At 56.8% G+C, this 26,685-nt stretch carries 28 protein-coding genes; 16 read left to right on the forward strand and 12 right to left on the reverse strand.

The window, feature by feature from the left end:
- Positions 1–155: 155 nt before the first annotated feature.
- Entirely contained in the window at positions 156–350 is a 195-nt protein-coding gene (locus GOX61_RS03190) for a hypothetical protein (protein ID WP_155139560.1), read from the reverse strand.
- Positions 351–701: 351 nt separating this feature from the next.
- On the opposite strand from GOX61_RS03190, the gene GOX61_RS03195 reads away from it, so the two are divergent.
- Positions 702–1,565, forward strand: a complete 864-nt coding sequence (locus GOX61_RS03195) for a lytic transglycosylase domain-containing protein (RefSeq protein ID WP_170331213.1) — start codon at positions 702–704, stop codon at positions 1,563–1,565.
- Positions 1,566–1,606: 41 nt separating this feature from the next.
- Here GOX61_RS03195 and GOX61_RS03200 read toward each other — a convergent pair whose 3' ends face one another.
- From GOX61_RS03200 to tldD, 5 genes are all read right to left on the reverse strand, one after another.
- Positions 1,607–2,233: a CoA transferase subunit B gene (locus GOX61_RS03200; RefSeq protein ID WP_155139579.1), complete on the reverse strand. Its 627-nt coding sequence runs from the start codon at positions 2,231–2,233 to the stop codon at positions 1,607–1,609.
- Positions 2,233–2,937, reverse strand: a complete 705-nt coding sequence (locus GOX61_RS03205) for a CoA transferase subunit A (RefSeq protein ID WP_170331215.1) — start codon at positions 2,935–2,937, stop codon at positions 2,233–2,235. The genes GOX61_RS03200 and GOX61_RS03205 overlap by 1 nt, the downstream gene beginning before the upstream one ends.
- A 103-nt stretch (positions 2,938–3,040) precedes the next feature.
- Positions 3,041–5,680, reverse strand: a complete 2,640-nt coding sequence (topA, locus tag GOX61_RS03210; protein WP_170331217.1) for a type I DNA topoisomerase — start codon at positions 5,678–5,680, stop codon at positions 3,041–3,043.
- A 174-nt stretch (positions 5,681–5,854) separates the two neighbouring features.
- Positions 5,855–7,006, reverse strand: a complete 1,152-nt coding sequence (gene dprA, locus GOX61_RS03215) for a DNA-processing protein DprA (protein WP_170331219.1) — start codon at positions 7,004–7,006, stop codon at positions 5,855–5,857.
- Between the two features lie 239 nt (positions 7,007–7,245).
- Complete coding sequence (tldD, locus tag GOX61_RS03220; protein ID WP_170331221.1) at positions 7,246–8,667, reverse strand: metalloprotease TldD; 1,422 nt, start codon at positions 8,665–8,667, stop codon at positions 7,246–7,248.
- A gap of 176 nt (positions 8,668–8,843) precedes the next feature.
- Here tldD and coxB point away from each other — a divergent pair, with 176 nt between their 5' ends.
- From coxB to GOX61_RS03275, 11 genes are all read left to right on the forward strand, one after another.
- A complete protein-coding gene (coxB, locus tag GOX61_RS03225) occupies positions 8,844–9,755 on the forward strand; it encodes a cytochrome c oxidase subunit II (RefSeq protein ID WP_155139588.1) in 912 nt (303 codons plus the stop codon).
- Between the two features lie 84 nt (positions 9,756–9,839).
- Positions 9,840–10,793 carry a heme o synthase gene (gene cyoE, locus GOX61_RS03230; RefSeq protein WP_170331223.1) on the forward strand — a complete coding sequence of 318 codons (954 nt, stop codon included), beginning with the start codon at positions 9,840–9,842 and terminating at the stop codon, positions 10,791–10,793.
- Entirely contained in the window at positions 10,793–10,954 is a 162-nt protein-coding gene (locus GOX61_RS03235) for a hypothetical protein (protein WP_170331225.1), read from the forward strand. Before cyoE ends, GOX61_RS03235 begins: the two co-directional genes overlap by 1 nt.
- Positions 10,954–11,529, forward strand: coding sequence for a cytochrome c oxidase assembly protein (locus tag GOX61_RS03240; RefSeq protein WP_170331226.1), 576 nt, complete (start codon positions 10,954–10,956; stop codon positions 11,527–11,529). Before GOX61_RS03235 ends, GOX61_RS03240 begins: the two co-directional genes overlap by 1 nt.
- Positions 11,530–11,551: 22 nt before the next feature.
- Positions 11,552–12,367, forward strand: coding sequence for a cytochrome c oxidase subunit 3 (locus GOX61_RS03245; RefSeq protein WP_155139594.1), 816 nt, complete (start codon positions 11,552–11,554; stop codon positions 12,365–12,367).
- Between the two features lie 169 nt (positions 12,368–12,536).
- Positions 12,537–13,214 carry an SURF1 family protein gene (locus GOX61_RS03250; protein WP_170331228.1) on the forward strand — a complete coding sequence of 226 codons (678 nt, stop codon included), beginning with the start codon at positions 12,537–12,539 and terminating at the stop codon, positions 13,212–13,214.
- On the forward strand, positions 13,211–14,599 hold the full coding sequence (gene thrC, locus GOX61_RS03255) for a threonine synthase (RefSeq protein ID WP_170331230.1): 1,389 nt from the start codon (positions 13,211–13,213) through the stop codon (positions 14,597–14,599). Before GOX61_RS03250 ends, thrC begins: the two co-directional genes overlap by 4 nt.
- A complete protein-coding gene (locus GOX61_RS03260) occupies positions 14,596–15,858 on the forward strand; it encodes a M16 family metallopeptidase (RefSeq protein WP_170331232.1) in 1,263 nt (420 codons plus the stop codon). The genes thrC and GOX61_RS03260 overlap by 4 nt, the downstream gene beginning before the upstream one ends.
- Positions 15,858–16,442, forward strand: coding sequence for a GNAT family N-acetyltransferase (locus GOX61_RS03265; protein ID WP_155139599.1), 585 nt, complete (start codon positions 15,858–15,860; stop codon positions 16,440–16,442). Before GOX61_RS03260 ends, GOX61_RS03265 begins: the two co-directional genes overlap by 1 nt.
- A gap of 73 nt (positions 16,443–16,515) precedes the next feature.
- Positions 16,516–17,334 (forward strand): MBL fold metallo-hydrolase, encoded by an 819-nt coding sequence (locus tag GOX61_RS03270; protein WP_170331234.1) that lies wholly within the window; start codon positions 16,516–16,518, stop codon positions 17,332–17,334.
- 38 nt (positions 17,335–17,372) lie between these two features.
- Positions 17,373–18,788 (forward strand): FAD-binding oxidoreductase, encoded by a 1,416-nt coding sequence (locus GOX61_RS03275; RefSeq protein WP_170331236.1) that lies wholly within the window; start codon positions 17,373–17,375, stop codon positions 18,786–18,788.
- Between the two features lie 38 nt (positions 18,789–18,826).
- On the opposite strand, the gene GOX61_RS03280 is transcribed toward GOX61_RS03275, so the two are convergent.
- From GOX61_RS03280 to GOX61_RS22525, 3 genes are all read right to left on the reverse strand, one after another.
- On the reverse strand, positions 18,827–19,309 hold the full coding sequence (locus GOX61_RS03280) for a fasciclin domain-containing protein (RefSeq protein WP_170331238.1): 483 nt from the start codon (positions 19,307–19,309) through the stop codon (positions 18,827–18,829).
- A 172-nt stretch (positions 19,310–19,481) separates the two neighbouring features.
- Positions 19,482–20,021, reverse strand: a complete 540-nt coding sequence (locus GOX61_RS03285) for an adenine phosphoribosyltransferase (RefSeq protein ID WP_170331240.1) — start codon at positions 20,019–20,021, stop codon at positions 19,482–19,484.
- A gap of 82 nt (positions 20,022–20,103) precedes the next feature.
- Positions 20,104–20,238 carry a hypothetical protein gene (locus tag GOX61_RS22525; protein ID WP_256372725.1) on the reverse strand — a complete coding sequence of 45 codons (135 nt, stop codon included), beginning with the start codon at positions 20,236–20,238 and terminating at the stop codon, positions 20,104–20,106.
- Between the two features lie 106 nt (positions 20,239–20,344).
- Between GOX61_RS22525 and GOX61_RS03290 the strand changes: the two genes are divergently transcribed.
- Entirely contained in the window at positions 20,345–20,518 is a 174-nt protein-coding gene (locus GOX61_RS03290) for a hypothetical protein (RefSeq protein ID WP_155139608.1), read from the forward strand.
- A 56-nt stretch (positions 20,519–20,574) separates the two neighbouring features.
- Here GOX61_RS03290 and GOX61_RS03295 read toward each other — a convergent pair whose 3' ends face one another.
- Positions 20,575–21,204, reverse strand: coding sequence for a LysE family translocator (locus GOX61_RS03295; RefSeq protein ID WP_170331242.1), 630 nt, complete (start codon positions 21,202–21,204; stop codon positions 20,575–20,577).
- 300 nt (positions 21,205–21,504) lie between these two features.
- Here GOX61_RS03295 and GOX61_RS03300 point away from each other — a divergent pair, with 300 nt between their 5' ends.
- Positions 21,505–22,191 carry a hypothetical protein gene (locus tag GOX61_RS03300; RefSeq protein ID WP_170331244.1) on the forward strand — a complete coding sequence of 229 codons (687 nt, stop codon included), beginning with the start codon at positions 21,505–21,507 and terminating at the stop codon, positions 22,189–22,191.
- 287 nt (positions 22,192–22,478) lie between these two features.
- Positions 22,479–23,345: an alpha/beta hydrolase gene (locus GOX61_RS03305; RefSeq protein WP_367646927.1), complete on the forward strand. Its 867-nt coding sequence runs from the start codon at positions 22,479–22,481 to the stop codon at positions 23,343–23,345.
- Positions 23,346–23,363: 18 nt separating this feature from the next.
- Here GOX61_RS03305 and GOX61_RS03310 read toward each other — a convergent pair whose 3' ends face one another.
- Positions 23,364–24,236 (reverse strand): S-methyl-5'-thioadenosine phosphorylase, encoded by an 873-nt coding sequence (locus GOX61_RS03310; RefSeq protein ID WP_170331248.1) that lies wholly within the window; start codon positions 24,234–24,236, stop codon positions 23,364–23,366.
- Positions 24,237–24,307: 71 nt separating this feature from the next.
- Entirely contained in the window at positions 24,308–24,868 is a 561-nt protein-coding gene (locus GOX61_RS03315; RefSeq protein ID WP_170331249.1) for a hypothetical protein, read from the reverse strand.
- A gap of 166 nt (positions 24,869–25,034) precedes the next feature.
- Here GOX61_RS03315 and GOX61_RS03320 point away from each other — a divergent pair, with 166 nt between their 5' ends.
- The gene (locus GOX61_RS03320; RefSeq protein ID WP_170331251.1) at positions 25,035–26,669 is read left to right on the forward strand and encodes a SulP family inorganic anion transporter; all 1,635 of its coding nucleotides are present in this window, start codon (positions 25,035–25,037) and stop codon (positions 26,667–26,669) included.
- Positions 26,670–26,685: the final 16 nt, after the last annotated feature.

The following is a 26,685-nucleotide window of genomic DNA, read 5'->3' on the forward strand; positions in this document are numbered from 1 at the left end:
GAAACTCGGCTAGATTGATCGGCATAGTTTCACCAGATTGGCAGCGATTTTATAAACAGGGGCCACGCCTTCGACGAAAGGCGCGGCCCCCAGATAGCTTGGTCAACCATACAGCCTATAGAATAGTACTGGAGGTTGGTGTGACTAAGATTAACTTAGTTGAAGTTCGGCGTGGTTACGGTAACACCGGTCAGCGCGCTTTCTACGCTGTCTGCCAGATCGCTGGCACCAGTACGGACCTGGTTGTATGCAACAGCAGCCAGAGCAACAACAGCAGCGGTCAGAACGACCCAGTCTACAGTTACGGCACCGTCTTCGTCTTTACGGAAGTTCTTGATGAACTTGATCATGTTTCGTCCCTCCTAAAGGATCTAACTCTAATTAACCTCGGCGTCTTGTCAGAGCTTTCTCTCTCAGTCAGCCCCCGATCGTCTCGGCATGGCACTATGATTGCTCTTCGTGCGTGGCAGGAATTGGGCCAAACAGCGAATTTTTCGCCTCAAGCTTAACTTTTTAGTCATTTATTTTATAACTAATTGAAAAATAATGAAAAAAAATGTTGTGCCATTTGACGGAACCGTGGGGGGCGATGCAAATTTACGCCAAATGAGGCGAAATCGCCCCATTTCGCTTTGTTTTTCTGGCCTTGCGGGAAGATTCGCGTATCAAATCAACCCAAAAGAAAAGATGAGGCAGGCAGAATGTATCTCCGGGACGCACTTACATGCGCCGGCGTTTTGGCGTTGCTATTCGCAACGGCGGCGCCTGTGCCCGCAGCTGATGTAGAGCCACGCGGCGTATACAAAAGAATCAAGGCTCCTAAGCCCGGCGCGCGACCGCGCGTGACTGTTCAGATCACCGAGGAAGAGCACGCGTCATCGCCTTCAGCTCCCAGCACGGGGACTGAGTTGGTGGTGCCAGAAATCATTGCACGTGCAAAACCGCCGGCCGATCTGCCTTTGCCAGATGCGCCAAAAAAACCTGTCGGGTCATACAAGGCATTCTGGGAAACGATTTCACCCGAATTGGCAAAAGCCGGTGCTGGCCGACTCGATAGTGCTTTCCAGGCACTTTCGTCGACGGGTGTTACTTCACCACGGTTGAAGACTCTTCAGAATATCGTACAGCAAAGAGGGGTCGACATTCTGCGCTCAACAATAGGCACAGAGGTCTCTCCGGCGCTGGTGCTTGCTGTGATTTCCGTTGAATCTGCGGGGCGCTCGGATGCTGTCAGCTCTGCAGGCGCGCAGGGGTTGATGCAGTTGATGCCAGCGACTGCCGAACGTTTCGGGGTCAAGGACAGCCTGAAGCCCGAGCAGAACATAGCCGGTGGTGTAAAGTACCTGGACTGGCTGATGGGGGAATTCGGAAACGATCCGATCCTGGTTCTGGCTGGATATAATGCAGGAGAGGGTGCAGTGCGTAAACACAGCGGTGTGCCACCCTATGCCGAAACCCGCGATTACGTTCCCAAGGTTCTGGCGGCATTTCAGGTCGCCCGAGCGCTTTGCGCCACGCCACCTGAACTGATCTCTGACGGGTGCGTTTTCCAGACCCTGAATTGAAAAAGGCCCGCTCTCAGGCGGGCCTTTCCGTATCTACAGGATCAGTTGACGATATTGGCCTCAGTCGCAGCGCGAATCTCGTCCTCGGTCACGCCCTCTGCGATCTCGATGATTTTCAGGCCGCCCTCAACCACGTCCAGAACGCCCAGATTGGTGATGATGCGATTCACCACCTTCTTGCCGGTCAGCGGCAGGGTGCATTTCTTCAGCAGCTTGGATTTGCCGTGCTTGTTGGTGTGATCCATCACAACGATCACGCGGCCAACGCCCGCAACCAGATCCATCGCGCCGCCCATGCCTTTGACCAGCACGCCGGGAATCATCCAGTTGGCCAGATCGCCCTCTTCATCGACTTCCATCGCGCCCAGAACAGCGGCAGCGATCTTACCACCCCGAATCATCGCAAAGGAGGTCGCGCTGTCGAAATAAGACGTGCGAGACAGTTCGGTGATCGTCTGCTTACCGGCATTGATCAGGTCTGCGTCCTCTTCGCCCTCAAAAGGGAAGGGGCCCATGCCCAGCATACCGTTCTCGGACTGCAGGGTGATGTCTTTGTCACCCACATAGTTCGCCACCAGCGTCGGAATACCGATGCCGAGGTTCACATACATGCCGTCTTCCAGCTCTTGTGCCGCGCGTGCGGCCATCTGATTACGATCCCAGGGCATTATGCTTCCTCCTTCTTACGGGTGGTGCGTTGTTCGATGCGCTTTTCATGCTCGCCTTGAATGATGCGATGCACATAGATGCCGGGCAGGTGGATGGCATCGGGATCCAGTGAGCCGCGCGGTACGATCTCTTCAACTTCAGCGATACAGATCTTACCGCAGGTCGCAGCAGGCACGTTGAAGTTTCGCGCGGTCTTGCGGAAAATCAGGTTGCCAGTGTCGTCGGCTTTCCAGGCTTTGACGATGGCCAGATCGGCAAAAATGCCTTCTTCCAGAATGTAAGTCTCGCCATTGAAGTCTTTGTGCTCTTTGCCCTCGGCGATCACGGTGCCCACACCAGTCTTGGTGTAGAAGCCGGGGATGCCAGCGCCACCGGCACGCATACGCTCAGCCAGTGTGCCTTGCGGGTTGAATTCCAGCTCCAGCTCACCGCTCAGGTACTGGCGCATGAACTCGGCGTTTTCGCCAACGTAAGAGCTGATCATCTTTTTGACCTGCTTGGTCTGCAGCAGGATGCCGATCCCGAAATCGTCGACGCCGGCGTTGTTCGAGGCAAAGGTCAGGTTCTGAGCGCCCGAGTCCTTGATGGCCTCAAGCAGTAGCTCGGGAATACCGCACAGGCCAAAACCGCCCGCCGCGATCATCATGCCGTCCGAGATCACTCCATCGAGCGCTTCGGTGGCATTGGCATAGACTTTCTTCATGGAAAACTCCCCCAATGACATGGTGATGGCGCAGGTTGTGCCGCCGCGTCACGGGGAAGTCAATGAAACCAAGGGGTAGGTGGTATTTCTACCTAGCCGACCGTCAAGTGGCCGCCTTTTTGGTCGTCTTCTTGGCAGCGGTCTTTTTCTTGGGTGCGGCTTTTTTCTTGGTACCCTTTTTGGCTGCGCGCTCGTTTACCAGTTCGATGGCCATTTCCTGCGTCACATCTTCCGGCTTGATGTCTTTGGGAATGGTCGCGTTGACCTTTTCCCATTTCACATACGGTCCATAGCGCCCGTCCAGAACCTGCATGGCGCCGCCATCCGGATGCTCTCCCAGCTCTTTGAGCGGTTTCGCAGCCGCCTGACCGCGTCGCCCAGGGTTGGCGCGCTTTTCAGCTAGCAATTCCACAGCCCGGTTCATGCCGATCTCAAATACATCGTTGGGGTCTTTGAGGTTGGCGTAGACCGGCTTTGCCTCTTCCGGCAGCTGATGCATCAGGTAAGGCCCAAATCGCCCGAAATTAGAACTGATCATACCACCTTCGGGATGTTCACCAATCTGACGCGGCAGGCTCAGCAGAGTCACTGCCTTCTCCAGATCCATGTCGTCCTTGCTCCACCCACGAGGCAGAGAGGCACGAGGTGGTTTTTTGTTTTCAGGTGTTGATTCACCGCGCTGAACATAGGGACCAAAGCGCCCGGATTTCAGCCAGATCTCATCCCCTGCATCTTCGCCCAACAGACGTTCATCCCCTTCGGCACCCTCACCGGCAATGGGGCGTGTGTAAGTGCATTCGGGATAGTTCCCACAGCCCACGAAACCGCCGGTCCGGGATGTTTTTAGGTGCAACTGACCCACACCGCATTTCGGGCAGATACGCGGATCGGACCCATCTTCTCTTGGCGGATACAGCTGCGGCGCCAGCGCCTCGTCCAGCTTGTCCAACACTTCCGAGATACGCAGTTCAGACGTCTCACCAATTGCAGCTGAGAAATCGCGCCAGAACTTGCCCAGCAGATCCTTGTAATCCCGGTCGCCTGCGCTGACATCGTCCAGCTGTTCTTCCAGATTTGCGGTGAACTCGTACCCGACATATTGCCGGAAGAAGTTCAGCAGGAAGATCGTAACGATCCGGCCCTTCTCCTCAGGGATCAACCGGTTCTTGTCCTTCCGCACATATTCCCGGTCCTGAATCGTGGTCACGATTGAGGCGTAGGTTGACGGGCGACCGATTCCCAACTCTTCCATCCGCTTGACCAGTGTGGCCTCGGTGTAACGCGGTGGTGGCTGCGTGTGGTGCTGCAGCGCCAGAACGGATTCGTTCTCGGACAGAACGGCCTCTTTCGCGACCTTGTCGCCAGTTTCACTGGTCGCCTTCGCGAACTGATCCCGCAATGAGGTTTTGGCAAAGCGAGCCGGATCGCCTTGCATGATCTGTGGCAGGCGCTTTTCATCCTCGTCGGCCACGTCATCTCGGCCTTCTTCGTAAACGCGCATGAACCCGTCAAACAGCACCACCTGACCCGTGGCACGCAGACCAACCTGACCATCATCGCTGCCGATTTCGACCGTTGTACGCTCCAGCCGAGCTGCAGCCATCTGGCAAGCAATCGTACGTTTCCAGATCAGGTCATACAGTTTGCGCTGATCTTCATCCGTCACCTTCAGAGCCTTGGCATCACGGGTCATATCCGTTGGGCGGATACACTCGTGCGCTTCCTGGGCGTTCTTGGCCTTGTTCTTGTAGATACGCGGGCTGTCTGGAACATATTCCGCGCCATACCGATCAGCGATGGCGTCACGCGTGGCTGCAACAGCCTCGGGAGCCATGTCGATACCGTCGGTTCGCATATAGGTAATGTAACCCGCCTCATACAATCGCTGCGCTACCTGCATGGCGTGTCGCGCGCCCATGCCGAACTTGCGGCTGGCCTCTTGCTGCAGGGTCGAAGTCATGAATGGGGCGCTGGGATTGCGCGCCGCTGGTTTCGCCTCAACCGATGTCACGCTCAGCGCGCGGCTGGTGATAGCCTGAACCGCCAGCTCCGCCTGCGTGGCATTGGCCAGATCGTGTTTGTCCAGCTTTTTACCAGCCAGAGTGACCAGGCGGGCCTCATAGGTCTGACCGCGTGGTGTTTCGAACAGCGCTTTTACCGACCAGTATTCAACTGGTTTGAAGGCCTCAATCTCCATCTCACGCTCGACGATCAGACGCAGACAGACCGATTGAACGCGTCCAGCCGATTTTGCGCCCGGCAGCTTGCGCCACAGAACCGGAGACAGGTTGAAGCCCACAAGATAGTCCAGTGCGCGACGGGCCAGATAAGCCTCGACCAGAGGCATATCGACCTCGCGAGGGTTCTGCATGGCCTGTGTCACCGCCTCTTTGGTGATCGCGTTGAAAGTGACCCGGCTTACCGGAGTATCTTTCTTGATGGAACGGCGCTTGGTCAGCGCTTCCTGCAGGTGCCAGCTAATCGCTTCTCCCTCGCGGTCGGGGTCGGTCGCAAGGATCAGTGCGTTGTCTTCCTTCAGGGCGTCAGCGATCGCCTTGACGTGTTTTCGGCTGTCGTTGCCGACCTCCCACTTCATCGAAAATTCGTGGTCTGGATCGACAGATCCGTCCTTCGGTGGAAGGTCCCGAACGTGACCATACGAGGCCAGAACCGTGTAGTCGGGGCCAAGGTATTTATTGATTGTTTTAGCTTTGGCCGGGGATTCTACAACAACTACAGGCATTTAGTGAAAAACCTCGCTCGACGGATTTGGCGCCTTCTATGGCCGTGCAAAATGTGTGGGGCAAGGAGGAATTGTCAATGCGTTCCTTAAAATGACTGTTTTCGACCGGAATCTCAGGGGGATAATCGCCTGTTTGTATTCAATAACGACTGGGGTGCCCCCCAAATCAGGCACCTAACTTGCCAGAGACAGCAATCCACCGGCCTGCCTTTGGATTCGCCCGTCAAGTTCCAGATCGACCAGCGCAGGGCCGATTTCCCCGGCCGTAGCGGCTATATCGCGGATCAATTGATCCTCGGCGATGGGCGAAGGGCCAAGTCGGGACAGTATTTCGTTATGCAACCTCTGCCCATCCTTGCCTTTCTGTGCAGTATTGGGGGTCACATTCGGGCAAGGCGTGGGGACAGATGGCTCATTGCCGGGATCAGCCGATTGCTGTGGAAGGGCCTCAATCACATCTTGCGCCGAGCGAACCAATGTGGCTCCATCCCGGATCAGCAGATTGCACCCTGCCGCCCGCGCATCGAAAGGATGGCCGGGGACCGCAAGAACCTCACGCCCCTGATCCAACGCATCCCGGGCAGTAATCAGGCTGCCTGATTTTGCTGCGGCTTCCACGACGACCACCGCCTGTGCCAGTCCTGAAATGATGCGATTGCGGCGTGGGAAATGTCTTGCCTGAGGTGTGACGCCCATCGGCTGTTCCGAAAGGCGCAATCCGGTCTCAAGCAGATCCTCCGCCAACTTGGCGTTTTCGGCCGGGTAAATCACATCGACACCGCCAGCCATTACCGCCACGGTTCCGGTTGCCATGGTCGCAAGATGAGCCGAGGTGTCGATTCCGCGCGCCAAGCCGGAAACCACTGCATAGTCATGCTCCGCCAACTCCGCTGCCAATGCGCGTGCCATGCGTGACCCAAGCGAGGAACAGTTGCGTGCCCCAACCAATGCGATCATCGGGCGTTGTAGGACCGACAGGTTCCCAATCGCCCAAAGCACTGGTGGAGCATCAGACAGATCGACCAGACTCTTTGGAAAGTCAGCGGCCCCAAGGCACAAAAGCTGCGCATTCGCAGCCTTTGCGGCCTTGAGTTCCGCCTCGATCACGCCGGGTGGGCAGATTTCATACCCTTCGATTCCGGCAGCGCGTGCCATTTCCGGCAGCGCGGCCAGCGCATTCTGCGCCGAGCCATGTTCGCGCAGCAGGCGCCGGAATGTCGCCGGACCAACCTTTCGCGAACGCATCAGACGAAGCCAGGAAAACCGGTCTTCTTCCGTGGTGGGTGGGAGTGTGGGGTGATGGGAAGATAGCTGCTCTTCGGTCATCCGATGCTCCGCCTGATTGCAAAACAGGTTTACGAGATGTGGGGTTAACAGCTTGTGAATCGACGAAAATTTTAAGAAGTCTGTCTAAGAATATTCCGCAGAACTTTCGTAAGTATATGATATCTAATTATAAGTGCTTCTGCGGATCTTTATGAGAAAATCGCATAGCGATTTCAATATTCGGTACGGCAACAGCCCGAGTTAACCTCGAGCTGTTAAGGCCTGATCTGACCTGCGACTCAGGCTGCCGATCCACCAACGGTCAGGCCGTCCATCAAAACAGTTGGCTGGCCAACGCCCACCGGCACCCATTGACCATCTTTGCCACAAGTGCCCATCCCGGGATCCAATGCCATGTCATTGCCCAGACCGCGGATACGTTTCAACGCCGATGGCCCGTCGCCAATTAGCGTCGCGCCTTTGACGGGTGCACCGATCTTGCCGTTCTCGACCCGGTAAGCCTCGGTACATGAAAACACGAACTTGCCATTTGTGATGTCGACCTGCCCACCGCCGAAGCCCACCGCCCAGATGCCATCCTTGATATCGGCCACCAGTTCAGCAGGATCTGCATCACCACCCAGCATGATGGTGTTGGTCATGCGTGGCATGGGCTTGTGGGCATAACTCTGCCGCCGCCCATTGCCGGTTGGCGAAACACCCATCAATCGCGCGTTCTGACGGTCCTGCATGTAACCGGTCAGGATGCCGTCCTCGATCAGTACAGTGCGCGAACTTGGGGTGCCCTCGTCATCCACGGTAATCGATCCGCGACGATCCGGGATTGTGCCGTCATCAACTACGGTCACGCCTTTCGAGGCAATTTGCTGTCCCATCAGCCCAGCAAAGGCTGAGCTTCCTTTGCGATTGAAGTCACCCTCAAGGCCATGACCGATGGCCTCGTGCAGCAGAATGCCGGGCCAACCAGGGCCAAGCGCCACTTCCATCACGCCGGCAGGCGCGGGGATTGCATCCAGATTAACCAAAGCAATGCGCAACGCTTCGCGCGCCTTGTCCTGCCAGTCTGATGGATCAATCAGACCATCAAGACCCACACGTCCACCGCCGCCAGCGGAACCGCTTTCACGGCGACCATTCTGTTCGACGATCACCGAGACATTCAGGCGGGTCATCGGTCTTACATCGCGGACAAGAACACCATCGGGGCGCAGGATCTCAACCTCCTGCACCGCGGCGGCGATGGTTGCGCTGACCTGAACCACACGGGAATCGAGGTCACGCGCAAATGCATCAATCTCGCGCAGCGTATCGATCTTGACCGGAAAGCTGGCGGATTCGATCGGATCTTCGTCTGTATAAAGCCGTGTATTTGTGGCGCGCGGTGCATCGGCAAGCGTTCCACCACCGTCCCCAACCGCCAGCCGTGCGGTTTCGGCCGCGCGTTTTAGCGAAGGGATCGAGACATCGGTCGAATGCGCATACCCTGCCACATCACCCTGAACCGCGCGCAGTCCAAATCCCTCAGAAGCGTCATAGGAAGCGGTGCGTAGACGCCCGTCATCGAAGACCAGAGACTCGGATTTACGCCGTTCAACATAAAGCTCTCCGTCCTCTGCACCCGCTGTGGCAGACTGCAGAACGGCCAGCGCTTCATCGTGAGGAAGGGCGGTTTCAAAAGGTCGAAACGGGGCTTGAGTCATCGGTTGCTGCCTTTCGGGTTTGATCCAGATCAAAAATAGCGTCTGTTTGACGCAAGCATTTTGCTTTATCTACCCGACGGAATATGGTTTTTAACGCGGCCAAAGACAACGGGAGAGGTGTGACCGATTCACGCCTTTTCGCGAGAGAAGCAAAGATCAAACGATCAGGACAGAACATGAAGAATGCTTTGATGCTTTCGGGGCTTGCCACAGCCCTCTCCAGCCTTCCCGCCATGGCTCAGGAGCTTGAGATTATTGGCAAGCCGGTCGACGGCGGCATCGGTTTCCAACCCGCCGCCACCAGCCTTGCGGATGGGATCCAGCGTCTGGACGATATGATTCTGGTGATCATCACCGCAATCTGTGTGCTCGTAGCTGGCCTGCTGGTTTATTGCATCGTGCGCTACAATCAGCGCGCAAACCCGAAACCCGCTGCATTCTCGCACTACACTCCGGTCGAGATCGCATGGACCCTGGGTCCGATCCTGATTCTGGTTTTCATCGGTGCCTTCTCACTGCCGGTGCTGTTCAAGCAGCAGGAAATCCCGGAAGGTGACGTTGTGATCAAAGTCGTCGGCAACCAGTGGTACTGGACCTACGAATATGTCGATCATGACTTTGCTTTCGACAGCTATCTGCTGGGTCACCCCGCAACTCTGGACGAAGGCGCACGCCCTGCGGACGCAGATGTGACACCGTTCGTTCTGGATGACGCAATGCGCGCCAAACTGACAGACGCAGGCTACAGCGAAGATGAGTGGCTGCTGGCCACCGACACCGCAGTTGTTGTGCCTGTTGGCAAGATCGTCGTCATGCAGGTTACCGCGTCAGACGTGATCCACTCGTGGACCATCCCGTCCTTCGGCGTGAAACAGGATGGTGTACCGGGCCGCTTGGCCGAGCTGTGGTTCCAGGCAGACAAGGAAGGCATCTACTTCGGTCAGTGTTCGGAACTGTGCGGTAAGGACCATGCCTACATGCCGATCACTGTCAAAGTGGTCAGCGAAGAGGCTTACGAGCAGTGGCTGCAAGGCGCACTTGAAGAATATGCGGGTCAGCCGGCTGCCTATCAGGTTGCATCGAACTGACAGCACGTGCGGGTACCCATCCCGCGCATCAAATAAAGCAGGCTGCGCGTCTTACGCGCAGCTTTCGCCCCAAAAGGACCGGAAATGAGCGACGCAAGCATCAATGCCAGCACCGTGAACGCGCAGACCCGCGCGGACGAGGCCAGCTTTGGCGATTATTTCGCCCTGCTGAAGCCGCGTGTGATGTCGCTGGTTGTGTTCACCGCTCTGGTCGGGCTGTTGGCCGCGCCGGTTCCGGTGCACCCCTTTGTCGGATTCTGTGCCATCCTGTTCATTGCCATTGGCGGCGGTGCCTCGGGCGCGCTGAACATGTGGTGGGATGCCGATATCGACAAGGTGATGAAGCGCACCAAAGGTCGGCCGATCCCGTCTGGCAAGGTTGAGGAAGGCGAAGCGCTGGCCCTGGGTCTGGCCCTCTCCGGCATGTCCGTGATGATGCTGGCGCTGGCAACAAATATCTTTGCCGGCGCGTTCCTCGCCTTCACGATCTTTTTCTATGTCGTCATCTACACAATGTGGCTGAAACGCTCGACGCCCCAGAACATCGTGATCGGTGGCGCCGCAGGTGCATTCCCTCCGGTGATCGGATGGGTTGCGGCAACTGGCTCGATGTCGATTGAGCCGTGGCTGATGTTTGCCCTGACCTTTATGTGGACACCGCCACATTTCTGGGCACTGGCGCTGTTCATGCGCTCGGATTATGACGATGCCGGTGTACCGATGTTGACCGTCACCCACGGTCGCAAGGCGACCCGCACGCATATTCTAGTCTACACCGTTTTGCTGGCATTGCTGGCGATCGGGACTGCATTCTCGGGTATCGGCGGGCCGGTTTATCTGGTGGTTGCTGTCGTCCTGAATGCGCTGTTCCTGCGCGGAGCATGGAAAATCTCTCGGCGCACGGAAGAGGACGCGGAAGCCGACAACTTCAAGGTCGAACGCAGCTTCTTCAAGCTGTCGCTGCTTTACCTCTTCCTGCATTTTGGCGCTATTCTGGTTGAAGCGCTTTTGAAAAATTACGGTCTGGGAGGCTGGTGATGAGCTTGCGCAAAAGCCACGAACTGCATCAGCGCCGGTTCAGCCGCAATCTTGGTGTTGGACTGACGTTGGCGGCCTTCATCGTGATCATCTTTGGTCTGACCATTGTCAAGGTTTCCGGTACCGACTTTACGGTTCCAACTTCTGAGGTGCAGAACTGATGGCGATGTCGGGTCCACAGAAAACGGTTGTGCAACTGGTCGGCGTTGTTGTTCTGATGGGCGGCCTCGCTTGGGCGTCCGTGCCGTTCTACAACTGGTTTTGTCGGGTAACGGGTTTTGGTGGCACCACTGGCGTCGCCGAGCAGGCTCCGGATGACGTTCTGGATCAGATCGTCACCATTCGCTTCGATGCATCCAAAGCCAAGGACATGCCCTGGGAATTCAAACCAGTCGAGCGCGAGATGAAAGTGCGCATCGGTGAAACCGGGCTGGCCTTTTATGAGGCATACAACCCGACAGACAAACCCATCGCGGGGCAGGCGTCCTACAACGTGACGCCCTATTCTGCCGGTGGATATTTCCAGAAAATTGCCTGCTTCTGCTTTGACGAGCAGGTTCTGCAACCGGGTGAGCGGGTCGAAATGCCTGTCACCTTCTTCGTCGATCCGGAAATCGTCGAAGACCCCGAAGCACAGTATGTTCATACGATCACACTGTCGTATACATTCTACGAAATTGACCTGCCCGAGGGCTATGCCGCCCTTGAAGTGCAGGCAGATACAAACACGAACTAACGCCTGTAGGTGAGGGACGCTGATGGCACACGCTAAAAACCACGACTACCACATTCTGGCCCCATCAATCTGGCCATTCATCGGCGCGATTGGCGGCTTTGTGATGCTGTTCGGAGCTGTCCTCTGGATGCATGGTATCACGTCGTTCATGTTCTGGGCGGGTCTGGTGGCTGTGCTTTATACCATGTTCGCATGGTGGTCAGAGGTTGTTGCCGAAAGCCGTGCTGGTGACCATACACCAGTGGTTCGCATCGGCCTTCGCTACGGCTTCATCCTGTTCGTGATGTCCGAGGTGATGTTCTTCTTCGCGTGGTTCTGGTCGTTCTTCAAACACCGCATGTACCCCATGTACGACTATGCCGGCACCGAGTACATCCAGCCGGACATCCACGCGGTTGACCCGTTCCACCTGCCGCTGATCAACACTCTGGTCCTGCTGCTGTCGGGCTGTGCAATTACCTGGGCACACCATGCACTGGTTCACGACAATGACCGCAAGGCGCTGATCAACGGTCTGGCGATCGGTATCGTACTGGGTATCGCATTTACCTTCCTGCAGGCGTTTGAATACTATGAACTGCTGGCGCATGAGGGCTGGAAATTCGGTGATGATCAGTTCTATTCGAACTTCTTCATGGCAACCGGTTTCCACGGTGCACACGTCATCATCGGGACCATTTTCCTGAGCGTCTGTTTGATCCGCGCACTACGCGGTGACTTTACGCCCGAGAAACACGTCGGTTTCGAAGCAGCCGCATGGTACTGGCACTTTGTTGACGTCGTATGGCTGTTCCTGTTCTTCGCCGTCTACATCTGGGGCCAGGCCCCGCTGATGTAACGCCGGACAGGTGATCCAATTGCAAAAGCCGCCCTTCGGGGCGGCTTTTTCTCTATCCGGGGCGCAATATTGCGCCCCATACAATTGCACGGTTGCCTTTCTGCAGGTGTAGCCCTTAACAAGACGCCGGCTCATGCAGAGCCTTCAAATGATATAATCTGGACCCGACATGCGCCGCATTCTCTTCCTGCTGATTTTTGGTATCGCCGGTCTGGCGATCCTGGTGTCGCTGGGGGTCTGGCAGGTTCAGCGTCTGGCGTGGAAACAGGACGTATTGGCCGAGATTGAAAATCGGATATCTGCTGATCCTGTTGATTTGCCGAAAAATGTGTCGCCCGATACCGACAAGTATTTGCCAGTTACGATCAAGGGCGAGATGGAGCCGGGTGAGATCCACGTTCTGGTCTCGGTCAAGCAGGTCGGGGCAGGGTATCGCATCATTCAGTCTTTCAGTACCGAAGACCGGACAATCCTGGTGGATCGGGGTTTTGTGCCTGTGACTGCGAAGCAGATCGAGCGCCGGACTGGTCCGATGGAGGTCACCGGTAATCTGCATTGGCCAGATGAGATCGACGGTTACACGCCCGAGCCCGACATCGATGACAACATCTGGTTTGCGCGCGATGTGCCCAATCTTGCCGCAGCTTTAGGGGCCGAGCCGATCCTGCTGATCGCGCGTTCGCAAACCGATCCCGGCATTACGCCTTTGCCTGTCGACACGGCCGGCATACCGAATGACCATCTGCAATATGCAATCACCTGGTTTGGTTTGGCCCTGGTTTGGGCCGCGATGACCGGGTACTTCCTGTGGCGCAGCCGCGCCCCTTCTGAGAGTAACGAGCCATGAAATATATCTCGACCCGTGGGCAGGCGCCCGAACTGACTTTTGAAGAGGCGATGCTGACAGGGTTGGCCCGCGACGGTGGCCTGTATTTGCCCGCCGAAATCCCGGTCATGTCGCAGGACGAGATCGCGGCTTTGGCCGGGTTGCCGTACGAGGAAATCGCTTTTCGGGTAATGTGGCCTTATGTCAGCGGATCGTTTGGTGAGGACGAATTCAAGGAAATCATCGCGCGCGCCTACGAGGGTTTTGGTCATGACGCCCGCGCGCCGCTGAAGCAGTTGAACGAGAACCACTTCCTGTTGGAGCTGTTCCAGGGGCCAACTCTGGCTTTCAAGGACTTTGCCATGCAGCTGATCGGTCAGCTGTTCCAGGTGGCACTGAAACGACGTGGAGATCGTGTGACCATCGTGGGCGCGACCAGTGGCGATACCGGCTCGGCCGCGATTGAGGCGTTCCGGGGTCTGGATGCGGTGGATGTGTTCATCCTGTATCCGCATGGCCGAGTATCGGAAGTGCAGCGTCGCCAGATGACAACGCCAGCGGACAGCAACGTGCATGCCTTGGCCGTGGATGGCGATTTCGACGATTGTCAGGCTGCGCTGAAGGATATGTTCAACGATTTTGATTTCCGCGACGGGGTGAAGCTGGCAGGGGTGAACTCGATCAACTTTGCCCGTGTGCTGGCGCAGATCGTCTATTACTTCTCAGCCGCTGTCAGCCTTGGTGCGCCGCATCGCAAGGTCAGCTTCACAGTGCCAACCGGCAATTTCGGTGACATCTTCGCGGGGTACCTAGCCAAGCGCATGGGCTTGCCGATTGACCGTCTGGTCGTGGCTACCAACCAGAACGACATCCTGCACCGCTGCCTGTCGGGCGAGGGGTATTTCAAGGGTGACACCATCCCCTCGATCAGCCCGTCGATGGATATTCAGGTTAGCTCGAACTTTGAGCGTGCGCTCTACTACGCTTATGGCGAGGATGGCGGCGCAATTGCGCAGCTGATGGACGAGCTCAAGAATGGTGGCTTCAATGTCAGCCAAGGCGCGATGGAAGCGTTGCGCGAAAGCTTTGACTCGGGCCGAGTGTCCGAAGACGAAACGCTCGAGACGATCAAGCACACGCTGGCCCATAGCGCTGAACTCGTTTGCCCGCATACAGCCGTTGGTATCAAGGTCGCGGAAGAGCATCGCGACACCGGCGTTCCGATGATCACGCTAGCCACTGCCCACCCGGCAAAGTTCCCGGCAGCGGTCGAGAAGGCGAGCGGCGAACATCCGCCTCTTCCATCCCGCATGTCTGATCTGTATGAACGTCCGGAACGGGTGACCCGCATAGCGAATGATCTGGGTGCCCTCGAGGATCATATCAAAAGGCATATTGCTGAGTGACTGTCAGACAAGACCAACTGAAGAACGGATTTCGTATCGTCAGTGAACACATGCCGGGGCTGCAATCGGCGGCCATCGGCATCTGGGTAACCGCCGGTGGGCGGCATGAGCGGATCGAGCAGAACGGTATTGCGCATTTCCTTGAGCACATGGCCTTCAAGGGAACCGAGCGCCGATCTGCGCTGCAAATCGCTGAGGCGATCGAGGATGTAGGCGGGTATATCAACGCCTACACTTCGCGCGAGGTGACGGCTTATTATGCGCGCGTCCTGAAAGACGATGTGGCGTTGGCCATGGATGTGATTGGCGACATCGTTCTGAATCCCGTTTTCGACCCGCGCGAAATTGAGGTCGAGCGTGGCGTGATCCTGCAGGAGATCGGTCAGGCCTATGACACGCCGGATGATGTAATCTTTGATTGGTTACAGGAGCAGAGCTATCACGATCAGCCCTTGGGTCGGACAATTCTGGGCCCGACCGAGCGGGTCAGTGCGTTTTCGCGAGAGGACCTCTCTGGCTTTGTGGCTGAGCACTATGGCCCCGATCAGATGATCCTGTCAGCCGCCGGTGCCGTGGATCACGATCAGCTGATGAAAATGGCTGAAGAGATGTTCGGTCATCTGCAACCACGTACAGGGCTGATCGCCGAACCTGCGCGCTTTACCGGTGGTGAAGCGCGGCAGGAGAAAGAGTTGGAGCAGGCCCATTTTGCGCTGGCCCTGGAAAGCCCCGGTTACCGTGATGATGCGATCTATACCGCACAGATATATTCGACGGCACTGGGTGGCGGCATGTCCTCGCGGCTGTTTCAGGAGGTGCGTGAAACACGCGGGCTCTGCTATACGATCTTTGCGCAGACCGGAGCCTATGCAGACACCGGGACAACCACGATCTACGCCGGTACATCGGCGGATCAGGTCGCAGAGCTTGCCACCATCACCATTGACGAGATGAAGCGCGCGGCTGAGGACATGACCTCCGAAGAGGTTGCCCGTGCCCGTGCGCAGATGAAGGCCGGAATGCTTATGGGACTGGAAAGCCCGTCGAACCGAGCCGAACGGTTGGCGCGACTGGTTCAGATCTGGGGCCGTGTCCCATCCCTTGAGGATACGGTGGCCAAGATTGATGCGGTCAGCACCGAGGATGTGCGCGTGTTCGCTGAGCAGATGGCAATCAAAGCGCCTGCCGCTCTGGCGCTTTACGGGCCGGTCTCAGGCGCACCGACACTGGCTGAATTGCAGGAGAGGCGCGCGGCTTGATGCTGTTGGGCAGACGCAAGCTGAAACTCGAAACTGAACGGTTGAGTCTGCGACCACCCGTTCATTCCGATTTTCATGACTGGTCTGCTCTACGGCGAGCGTCGCGTGAATACCTGACCCCGTGGGAGCCGGTTTGGGCAAAGGACCACCTGAGCCGCAAATCCTTTACCAACCGGGTCTATTGGGCACAGCGTTCGGTGGCCAGCGGTACCGCCGTCCCATTGTTTCTGTTCAGGCGCAGCGACAATGTGCTGTTAGGCGCAATTACTTTGGACAACATACGTCGCGGCCCGGCTCAGGCGGGGACGCTTGGGTATTGGACCGGGCAGTCCTTTGCTCGTCAGGGTTATATGCGCGAAGCGATTGGCGCGATGGTGCATTATGCATTTACCCGGCTGGACCTTAGCCGGATCGAAGCCGCCTGCCTTCCGGAAAACAAAGCTTCGCGCGGGTTGCTCGAAAGCTCCGGCTTCAAATACGAGGGCGTCGCGCAGTCTTACCTGCAGATCGGTGGCCGCTGGCGCACCCATGTTCTGTATGCCAGTTTGCGGTCTGATCGGCGCGGTCGGACGGATGCAGGCTGACGCCTGAGCCTGGAAACTGACCCTTATCAAACAAGAAGCATGACTTGTGGCGATGTTGCGCTAAACTCTGATCATGCGCTGGGCTGTTCTGGCATTGTTGGTGATTGCAGAAGGCGCCGTAGCGCAGGAGCGGCGGCCCAGCCACTGTATTGCCATCGCCAACGAAATTCCCGGCATTCAGTATCTTCATAAGGCTGCATGGCAGGATCCAGTGTCGGAGTTCTCCGTCCGGATCAGCTATGTCGCTCATGCCTCGTTTTTGCTTCAAACACATGGCGGGCTAAATGCCGTCACCGATTTCACAGGGTTCATCGGTGGGGCCGCCCTGATTCCCGATGTGGTGACCATGAACCACGCACACAGCACCCACTGGACCGCGCATCCCGATCCTGCGATCCCTCATGTTCTGGAAGGCTGGGGAGAGTTCGGGCAAGGCATCGACCATCATCTTGATCTGGGGGAAATGCTGATCCGGAACGTTTCCACCGACATCCGGTCAGCCTATGGTGGGGTTGAGGAACGCGGCAATTCCATCTTCGTCTTCGAGGTTGAGGGGCTGTGTATCGGCCATCTGGGTCATTTGCATCACGTCCCGTCGGATGAGCAATTCGCAGCGCTGGGCCGGCTGGATGTTGTCATGGCAGCGGTAGATGGCGGAACCACCATGCCTCTGCCTGAAATGATTTCAGTGCTGCGGCGGCTGAAAAGCTCGGTCATCATTCCGATGCATTGGTTTTCGGATTACTCACTGGAGCGGTTTCTGAGCGGGATACGAAACGATTTTCCGGTTGAGCGGGACGGCGTATCCGAGATTGAAGTATCGTTGCGAACACTTCCGGATCGACCCACGGTTGTCGTTCTTGAACCGCGCTATCTGATTGAGTTGGAATAAGACTTGCCGAAACTTTCTGCCTTGGGCATGGAATGGGTATGACTTTGAACCCTGCAGATGAGTGCTTTGCCCAGCGAATCCGAACCCAACTGGGTGACGACATATTGCGCCCGGTCGAGCCGCGATATCTCGAAGAACCCCGTCGCAGATTTGCCGGGCATGTTGGCGTCCTATGCCTGCCGCGCAATGTGGAAGAAGTCGCCGCGCTAGTTCGGCTGGCCTCTGATGCGAATGTGCCCGTGGTTCCTTATGGCGGCGGCACCGGGCTGGTTGGCGGGCAGGTCATGGCGGATGATCCAGCCCCTTTGGTGATCTCGCTAGAGCGTATGACAGCGATCCGGGGTGTCTATCCGACCGAGAATGTTCTGGTGGCCGAAGCTGGTGCCATTCTGGCGGACGTGCAGGCCGCCGCCGAGGCTGCAGATCGGCTGTTCCCTCTGGCGCTTGCTGCGCAGGGGTCTTGCAGGATTGGGGGCAACCTCGCCACCAACGCGGGGGGCGTGAACGTTTTGCGATATGGCAATACCCGCGATCTGTGCCTGGGGCTCGAGGCGGTACTGCCAAACGGGGACATCTGGCACGGGCTCAGCCGGTTGAGGAAAGACAACACTGGATATGATCTGCGCAATCTGCTGATCGGTTCTGAGGGAACGCTTGGCATCATCACGGCTGCATCTCTCAAACTGTTTCCCAGACCAACCGGAATCGGCACCGCGATCTTTCAGGTGGCCTCTCCTGATACTGCCATTCATCTGCTGGCCCTTGCGCGGGATCAGGTGGGGGAGGATGTCAGCACATTTGAACTGATCCACCGACAGGGGATGGACTTCTTGACCGAGGTTCTGCCCGACGTACGCCAACCGTTTTCCGATCCACCTGAATGGAGCGTGTTGATCGAGTTGGGTTTGGCGGCCGGGCACGACCCGTCAGAGGCGCTCGAAAGCCTGTTCCAGACGGCTTTGGGTCAAGATCTGGTCAGTGATGGTGTAATTGCGCAAAGCGAAGGTCAACGTGCAGAGCTCTGGGCGGTGCGCGAGCGTATCCCCGAGGCTAATCGCCTGGTCGGCTCCGTATCCAGCCATGACATCTCGATCCCGATCTCGTCGATACCTGAATTCATTGAACGGGGCGCAGAGCTGGTCGCCTCGCTGGGACCTTATCGCATCAACTGCTTCGGTCACTTGGGCGATGGAAATCTGCACTACAACGTTTTCCCGCCTAAGGGGCACGACAGAGCAGAGTTTGATGAGAAAAGGGCGACGGTCAAACACGCGGTTCATGACCTAGTCCATGAATTCCATGGGTCCGTCAGCGCAGAACATGGGATCGGTAGACTCAAAGTCGATGATCTTGAGCGCTACGGGGACCCTGCCAAGCTGCAGGCGATGCGCGCCATCAAGGCAGCGCTTGACCCCAAAGGGATTATGAACCCCGGTGCGATCCTGAAGGATTAGGCACGGCCCGACAAATGCGAGCCGTGCCTGACATCCGCTTATGAAGCAGGGATGATTACTTTGTCGATCACATGGATCACGCCGTTCTTGGTTTCGATATCGGCCTGAACAACGTTGGCATCGTTGACCATCACGCCCGAATCCAGATCGATGGTGATCTCACCGCCCTGCACGGTTGCAGCGGTCATGTCATCTGACAGATCGCCCGACATTACTTTGCCCGGAACCACGTGGTAGGTCAGGATGGCCACCAGTTGATCCTTGTTTTCAGGCTTCAGCAGCGTCTCTACCGTGCCTTCAGGCAAGGCAGCAAAAGCTTCATCTGTTGGGGCGAAAACAGTGAATGGACCCTCACCTTTCAGAGTATCAACCAGTTCAGCGGCCTGAACGGCAGCTACGAGAGTTGTAAAGCTGCCTGCCGAGACAGCAGTGTCCACAATGTCTTTTCCATGACCGTCTGCCATTGCAGACGTGCTGAACAGAATACTAGCGACACCAGCTACAGCGATTTTGCGAAACATGACTTCATATCCCTTGTTGAATGAATGCCTCAGGTGGCATCATCAGGGGTACGGGGGCGCATCGCGACAAGATCACCTTGCGTGAAGAATGTTCCGGCTTGAAACCGGGTCAGGGTGGGCTAAGCCCGCCAATTCGTAGATTTCCAATCACGAAATCGTGAAAGTAAGTAGGTCAAAGGCCTTCAAATTCGCACAGGACGTGAACGTCCATGCCCATATCTTCCAGTACTTTGCGACCACCCAACTCGGGCAGATCAATCACGAAGGCACAGGAGACGATTTCACCGCCAAGCCGCTCGATCAGCTTGATGCCCGCAGCAGCCGTGCCGCCAGTTGCCAACAGATCGTCAACCACCAGAATCTTCTCACCCGGTTGAATTGCGTCATCGTGGATTTCAACGATCGCCTCGCCGTATTCCAGCTTGTAGTCCTGACTGATGGTTGTGCCGGGCAGTTTGCCCTTTTTGCGGATCGGCACAAACCCGACGCTTAACTGATGCGCAATTGCCCCGCCCAGGATAAACCCGCGCGCCTCAAGACCGACCACTTTGTCGATCCGCTCACCCGCATAAGGGTGCAGCATCTGGTCAATCGCCATGCGAAACCCACGCGGGTCGGCGAACAGGGTTGTCACATCCCGGAACATGATCCCTTCATGCGGGAAATCTACGATGGTCCGAATGTAATCCTTGACCGTTTTGTTTATGGACATGGGCCAACCCTCTTGCGTCAAATTACGCGCGGGTGTTTGGCCCATCAGACGGGGTCATGCAAGGAAAGTTTCCCAGCTGCGATCATTTGTGGCGGTCTGGTACCGCCTTTGGCAGACCGTAATAGCGATAAAGCGCAGCTGGCAGCCACGACAGGTGTGGTTTGCGCCAGTTGCGCTGGTCGCGCAGCAGAAATGCCTGAGCAGCATGAAGGTTCATTGCCTAATTCCTTTTTTATTGTTAGGTGCTCGATATCTACAACTTCTATGCGATGTATATACAATGTATCGCGATAAGAATCAAGGGATCGTCGGAGTAAGGGCGCGTGGGAAAGAAAGACGGTAAGGGATCTACCAAGAAAAACAGTCAGTTGGTGCTACGGCTGGATAAGGACGAACGTGACGCATTTGTCGAGCTTTGCAAGGAACTCGACACATCTGCAGCCCGGGAAATCCGGCGCTTCATCCGCGGTTTCATGAAAGAGAACGCCGAAAACTAGTGCACAGGTTGTGGCTGGCAGCGGACAGCCATTTCTTGTTCTTTAGTTGAAGGCACTCAGGCTGGCCGACGCAAAAGGGCAGTGGCCAGCCCCATTCCGATCAGGGTTAACCCTCCAAATCGCGTCAAACCGGTGATCACGCTCGGACGCCCAATCATCTGACGCAGGCGATCCGCCAGCAGTGCGTAGGCCAGCGCATTCAGCCAGGCCAGCCCCACAAACGTTGCAATCAGGATAAGGAACTGCGGGCCCAGCGGATCGGCAGGGCGCAGAAACTGCGGCACGAATGCGATAAAGAAGGCGATGGATTTCGGGTTCAGCGCCGTAACGGCCGCCGCATGGCCAAAGACACTTTGAGTCGTCACATCACGCCCGGTCGAAACGGTCTCTAGACCTCCCGAGGGTGCGCTGCGCAACAGCTTGACGCCCATCCAGACCAGATAGGCCGCACCTACCCATTTCAGCGCGGTGAACAGGGTTGCCGATGCCAGAACAAGCGCACCCAACCCTAGCAGAGAGGCGGTCATGGCCAACAAATCACCCGCAGCTACACCCGAGGCCGAGGCAACGGCAACACTACGTCCCTTGGACAGGGCATAGCTGAGAACAAGCAATACCGTGGGCCCCGGTATCAACAAAAGTGCCGTAGAAGCCGCAACAAAAGCCAACCAGATATCCAAGGACATGATGCACGTGTTCCGCGATTGAAAATAGCTCGGATCAGCTAGGCTTGCGGGGCCGGGAAAGTCAACCAGACAAGGCGTCCAAAGCAGCTGTGAATAAGGTGAAAACTCCCATCGCGAGTCGCTTTTTGAGATGTTTTATGTTAATATTCGCATTTTTTAAGAAGGAGTATTTGTTATGAAGTGGTTAGCTGCAGTGTTTGTGCTCTTTATTGCTGTCGTTGCTCAGACGGGAAACGCCAATAGCTGCCCAGAAGGGTACACAGAATGTGGAGGCAACCTGTGTTGTCCTAAGGTGCAGCAATGACCTGGTCAGGCGCACTTGACGAGTTGCGCAAACGCTCTGGATACCTGATTGCGGTGGCGATCGTTATCGCTGTTCTGGCGTTCACAGCACCGCTGGTGCTGGACGCGGATGAGGCCGATTTGCGCTATGACCGAAACAGCATCCCAGCCCATCGTCTGGATAGTCCGCGACCCGGTGATGCCTATGCATTTGATCATTCGGCCGGTGATTTCATGGCGATCAAACTGTGCCGTTTGCACATGGCTGATACGTTCCAGGCAGCACCGGTCAGGTTTGCCGGCGTCAATGAGTGGGGAAAGGGCTTCAATGATGCGATCTCGCAGGTGGGACAGTTCGTCGGAGAGAAGATTCTTCATGAGATGAACCTCGAAGGCGCGCATGTCGTGTGGGAATTCAACAAGATTTATCGCAGCGATGAGCTGAGTACCCAGCTTGAGCAGAACTGCCTTGAGCGTGTGGTTGAACGCGTACGTATGCCTGATCAGTCGGTCTTTATCGTCGATATGGTTTACTATGCGCCGGATGAGCCCGACATGCCGAAACTGGTTCAGCTGTCCCGGTCGAGCATCATACCGATGGACTGTGGCGCAGGTTGCATGCAGCCGATGCCTAAACATGAGGTTCTCAAGATCGGTTGGCTGACGCGGATCAAGGCTGAATGGCAACTGGTACGTATCGAATAGCCGCACTCAGGCGCTAAGAGGGGGCATAGCGGAGTTTGGGGTACCCCCGAACTCTGGGCTCGTGTCAGCAGATCGCTGATTTGTAATGGCTTCGCTGCTGTGTATGTGGTGGCCTGGTCATGGATGTTCTGTGTTTATTTGAGGAATGTGAGAGTTCCGGGTGGCACAGTGGCTGTGGCGCATTGGGCGAGCAACCTTAAAGCTCGGATTAAGGTTGATACACCTGTCTTGAAACGCCCATATGCGGACACAAGACTATGAGGACCATTTCGCCTCAGGAGGCTCGGGTGACACAACCGCATACAACTGACAATGAACAGCAGATCCAAACCGGCCAACCAACGCGCAGTTGGCTGAAACGTGCATTGGTCTCTGTGGTGGCCGTTGGCGGCATCGCTTATGTGGCAGCCGCAGGATACATGTATCTCAATCAGCGGTCTTTGCTGTTCAAACCCTCAGGTGTTTTACCCGAACCGCAAGCTGTTGGGTTGGCGGATGCGACTGTCCTAAAGGTTCCGATGTCTGATGGGGTTGAGCTGACCACTTGGTCCGTTCCTGCCAGCGCCGAAGGGGCACCAACGGTCCTGTTCTTTCATGGTCAAAGCGGCAACCTGGGTGACCGGGTTCAACGTCTTGAGGAGATTGTTGACAGCGGGTTCGGACTGCTTGCCCCCAGCTATCGGGGATATCCCGGCAGTCCCGGCGAACCGTCGGAGCAGGCCCTGATCTCGGATGGTGTCGAGCTGTTTGATCTGCTCGAAACCCAGGGCGAGACTATCATCCTGCACGGACAAAGCCTAGGTACGGGCGTCGCGACCGCCGTGGCCGAACAGCGCCCGGAAGCTGAACTCCTGGTACTCGAAGCACCCTTTACAGCGACAGTTGACGTGGCAGCCGAAAGATACCCTTGGCTGCCGGTGTCAGCGCTGATGAAAGACCACTTCGCCACCCGCGACCTTATCGATGATGTCGAGGTTCCGATCCTGATCTTTCACGGTTCCGACGATGAAACGGTTCCAGCCCACCACAGCAAGAAGCTTGCGGAACTCTCCGGCGCGAAGGCCCAGCTGTTCATGATACCGGGCGGCACACACAACGACCTGTGGTCGCACGGGTTGTGGCAGGAGGTTCGTCAGAACCTGCCAGCCAACTAAGGGCAACCCTGTTGGGTGTCAGAGAATCCGCCCGGCAACCGCATCCAGTTTGGCCAGAACGGCTGGATCGCGTTTCTCGGGTGCGGTCAGGATCGCGAATTCCAGCGCGCGGTCGCAGCCATGCGGGCAAAGTTCGCGTTCGGACCCCAGCAGTTTCGGCAGCCCTTTGACCAGCGCCCGGCCTTTTTCGGCATTCCCGGTCAGCGTGGCGATGATGGCGGTTACGTCCACTTCACCGTGATCGGGGTGCCAGCTGTCATAGTCCGTGACCATCGCGACGGAGGCATAGCAAAGTTCCGCTTCGCGGGCGAGCTTCGCTTCGGGCATGTTGGTCATGCCGATCACATCGCAACCCCATTGCTCGCGATACATCTTCGACTCGGCCAGAGTTGAGAATTGCGGCCCTTCCATTGCCAGATAGGTCCCGCCGCGGTGGATCGTGATGCCAGCAGCCTTACCCGCAGTTTCACAGGCATCGCTAAGGCGCGGGCAGGTGGGATGCGCGACACTGACATGTGCGACGCAGCCCGTACCAAAAAAGCTCTTTTCCCGCGCAAAGGTCCGATCGATGAACTGGTCGACGATCACGAAATCGCCCGGTGCCATATGCTCGCGGAATGATCCGCAGGCCGAGACCGAGATTACATCTGTCACACCCAGCCGTTTCAGCGCATCGATGTTGGCGCGATAGGGGACTTCGGTCGGCGAATGGACGTGCCCGCGCCCGTGGCGTGGCAGAAAGGCCATATCGACGCCATCCAGAGAGCCGGTCAGGATCTGATCCGATGGATCGCCCCACGGCGTTTCAACACTGACCCATTCCGCATTTTCCAATCCGTCGATTTCGTAGATGCCTGATCCGCCAATGACGGCAATTTTGGTTTGGGTCACTGATCTTCTCCCCGCAGGTTGTTTGTCTTGGATATCTGCGGTTTGCGACCCGCTTTGACAAGGGTTTGCACCTATTCTTCCGCTGTTAACAATCCGCGAATGTCGGATTGGCTCCTAAAGTCCAGCCATGCCGCATCAAAACCATCCAGCGGCCATGTCAGTTCCTGTGATTGCCCGTGCCGATCCCGAAAGACAAAGCGATAGGCCTCACCGGTCAGCATGGCGTCGATAATGTCCTGCGCGCCTTCTCCGGCAAAGGTGCAGCTGAGGCCCGTCAGGCAGCCCGGTCGGCGCGTGCGCCAGATCACGTCTTCGCCTTGGTCGATCCGGAACCCGGACGGGCTGAACAGTGTGCCGGGTTCAATTCCGAACTCGATTATATAATCTTCGGGGGCCGGTGTGATGAATACGAACTGGGCGGCAAACTTCGGACGCAACGAAAAAACATCTGCGCGTCGAATATAGCATCGTTGCCGCAACGCACCGTTTTCCTCACGCTCATCGCAGATGGAATTCCATATCCCGTATGCTTCATAGTGGGTCACACGCCAGTTCCCGGCCGTGTCATTGCCTTGTAAGTCCTGCGCAATTGCAGAAATCGGGAATAGCAAAAGTAGAATGATCCAGCGCATGTTGCAGAGTTGCTTGTGACTGCTGTGATCTTCAACTCACGTTATTGCGAGAGAGTTGGTATGCGACTAAAGCATGGCAGTGTCCCACCCAGCGCGGTAGCTCTGACACGGGATTGCATATAAAAGGCCCCCTTCGCGCGAACAAATTAACCCACAGGACTGTCCAATGCCCCGAGCCTTGCTGGCAAGCTTTGCCAATCGCCTAGCCATACCTGACCTGCGCTGGATGCCCGACGAGGGACTGACCATGTCGCGTCTGCGTATCGAATTGCTGTCCGGCCTGACCGTTGCTCTGGCTCTTGTGCCCGAAGCTGTTGCATTTGCCTTTGTCGCAGGGGTTCACCCGCTGGTTGGCCTTTATGCGGCATTCCTTGTGGGTCTGATCACTGCACTGATTGGTGGGCGCCCGGGTATGATTTCGGGTGCGACCGGTGCTCTGGCCGTGGTCATGGTGGCCTTGGTTGCGCAGCACGGCGTGGAATACCTGTTCGCGACAGTGGTATTGATGGGCATCCTGCAAGTGATTGCAGGCGCGATGCACTGGGGGCGGTTCATACGTCTTGTGCCTCATCCGGTGATGCTGGGCTTTGTGAATGGTCTGGCCATTGTGATTTTCCTGGCGCAATTGGGTCAGTTCAAAGTGCCGGGAACCATGGAAAATACCGGGCACGGCATGGGTGGCGGCGAATGGCTGTCGGGCATGCAGCTCTATACCATGCTGGGCCTTGTTGCTTTGACCATGGCGGTCATTTGGGTCATGCCGCGCGTCACACGTATCGTACCTGCACCGTTGGCCGGTATCGTCGTCGTTGCCGCACTGGTCATTGGCTTCGGTCTGGATGTTCCACGCGTCGGCGATCTGGCCTCGATCGAAGGGGGGCTGCCGTCCTTCCATATCCCGATGGTTCCGCTGACATGGGAAACGTTTGAGATCATCCTGCCCTACGCCGTCATTCTGGCAGCGATCGGGTTGATCGAATCCCTGCTTACCCTGAACCTTGTGGGTGAAATCACGGGCAAGCGCGGCGGTGCCTCGCAGGAGTGTATTGCGCAGGGTGCAGCCAACGTTGTCACCGGCTTTTTCGGCGGTATGGGCGGTTGCGCGATGATCGGTCAGTCGATGATCAACGTAAAATCGGGCGGCCGTACGCGTGTTGCAGGTATCGCTGCGGCGCTGTTCCTGTTGGTCTTTATCCTGTTCGCTGCCCCCCTGATCGAGCAAATTCCGTTGGCCGCACTGGTTGGCGTGATGTTCATGGTCGTGATCGGAACCTTTGCCTGGAACTCGTTCAACATCCTGCGCAAGGTCCCACTGATGGATGCGTTCGTCATTGTACTGGTGACCGTGGTAACCGTGATGGAGGACCTTGCAGTTGCAGTTGTGGTCGGTGTGATCGTGTCTGCGCTGGCCTATGCCTGGAACAACGCCAAGCGTATTCATGCGGTGACGCGCGAGTCCGAAACTGAAAAAGGCGCTAAGGTCTACGAGATTCAGGGCCCGTTGTTCTTTGGGTCGTCTGAAGGGTTTGTAGAACTGTTCGACGTAGCAAATGATCCGGAAACCGTGATTGTCGATTTCGCCGACAGTCGGGTTGTCGATCAATCGGCTCTGCAGGCTATCGAAAACATTGCTGGCAAATACGAGGCCGCCGGTAAGCGCGTCATGTTGCGCCACCTCAGCCGCGATTGTCACAAGCTGCTGAACAAGGCGGGTCACCTGATGGTCGATAGTGACGATGACCCGGACTATGGTCTGGCCGTGGATTACTCGGTCCGCACCGGCATTCTGGGCGGACACTGAATGAAATAGGGGCGGC

The organism is Ruegeria arenilitoris, from assembly GCF_013030265.1.
GTDB classification, from domain to species: Bacteria; Pseudomonadota; Alphaproteobacteria; order Rhodobacterales; family Rhodobacteraceae; genus Ruegeria; species Ruegeria arenilitoris_E.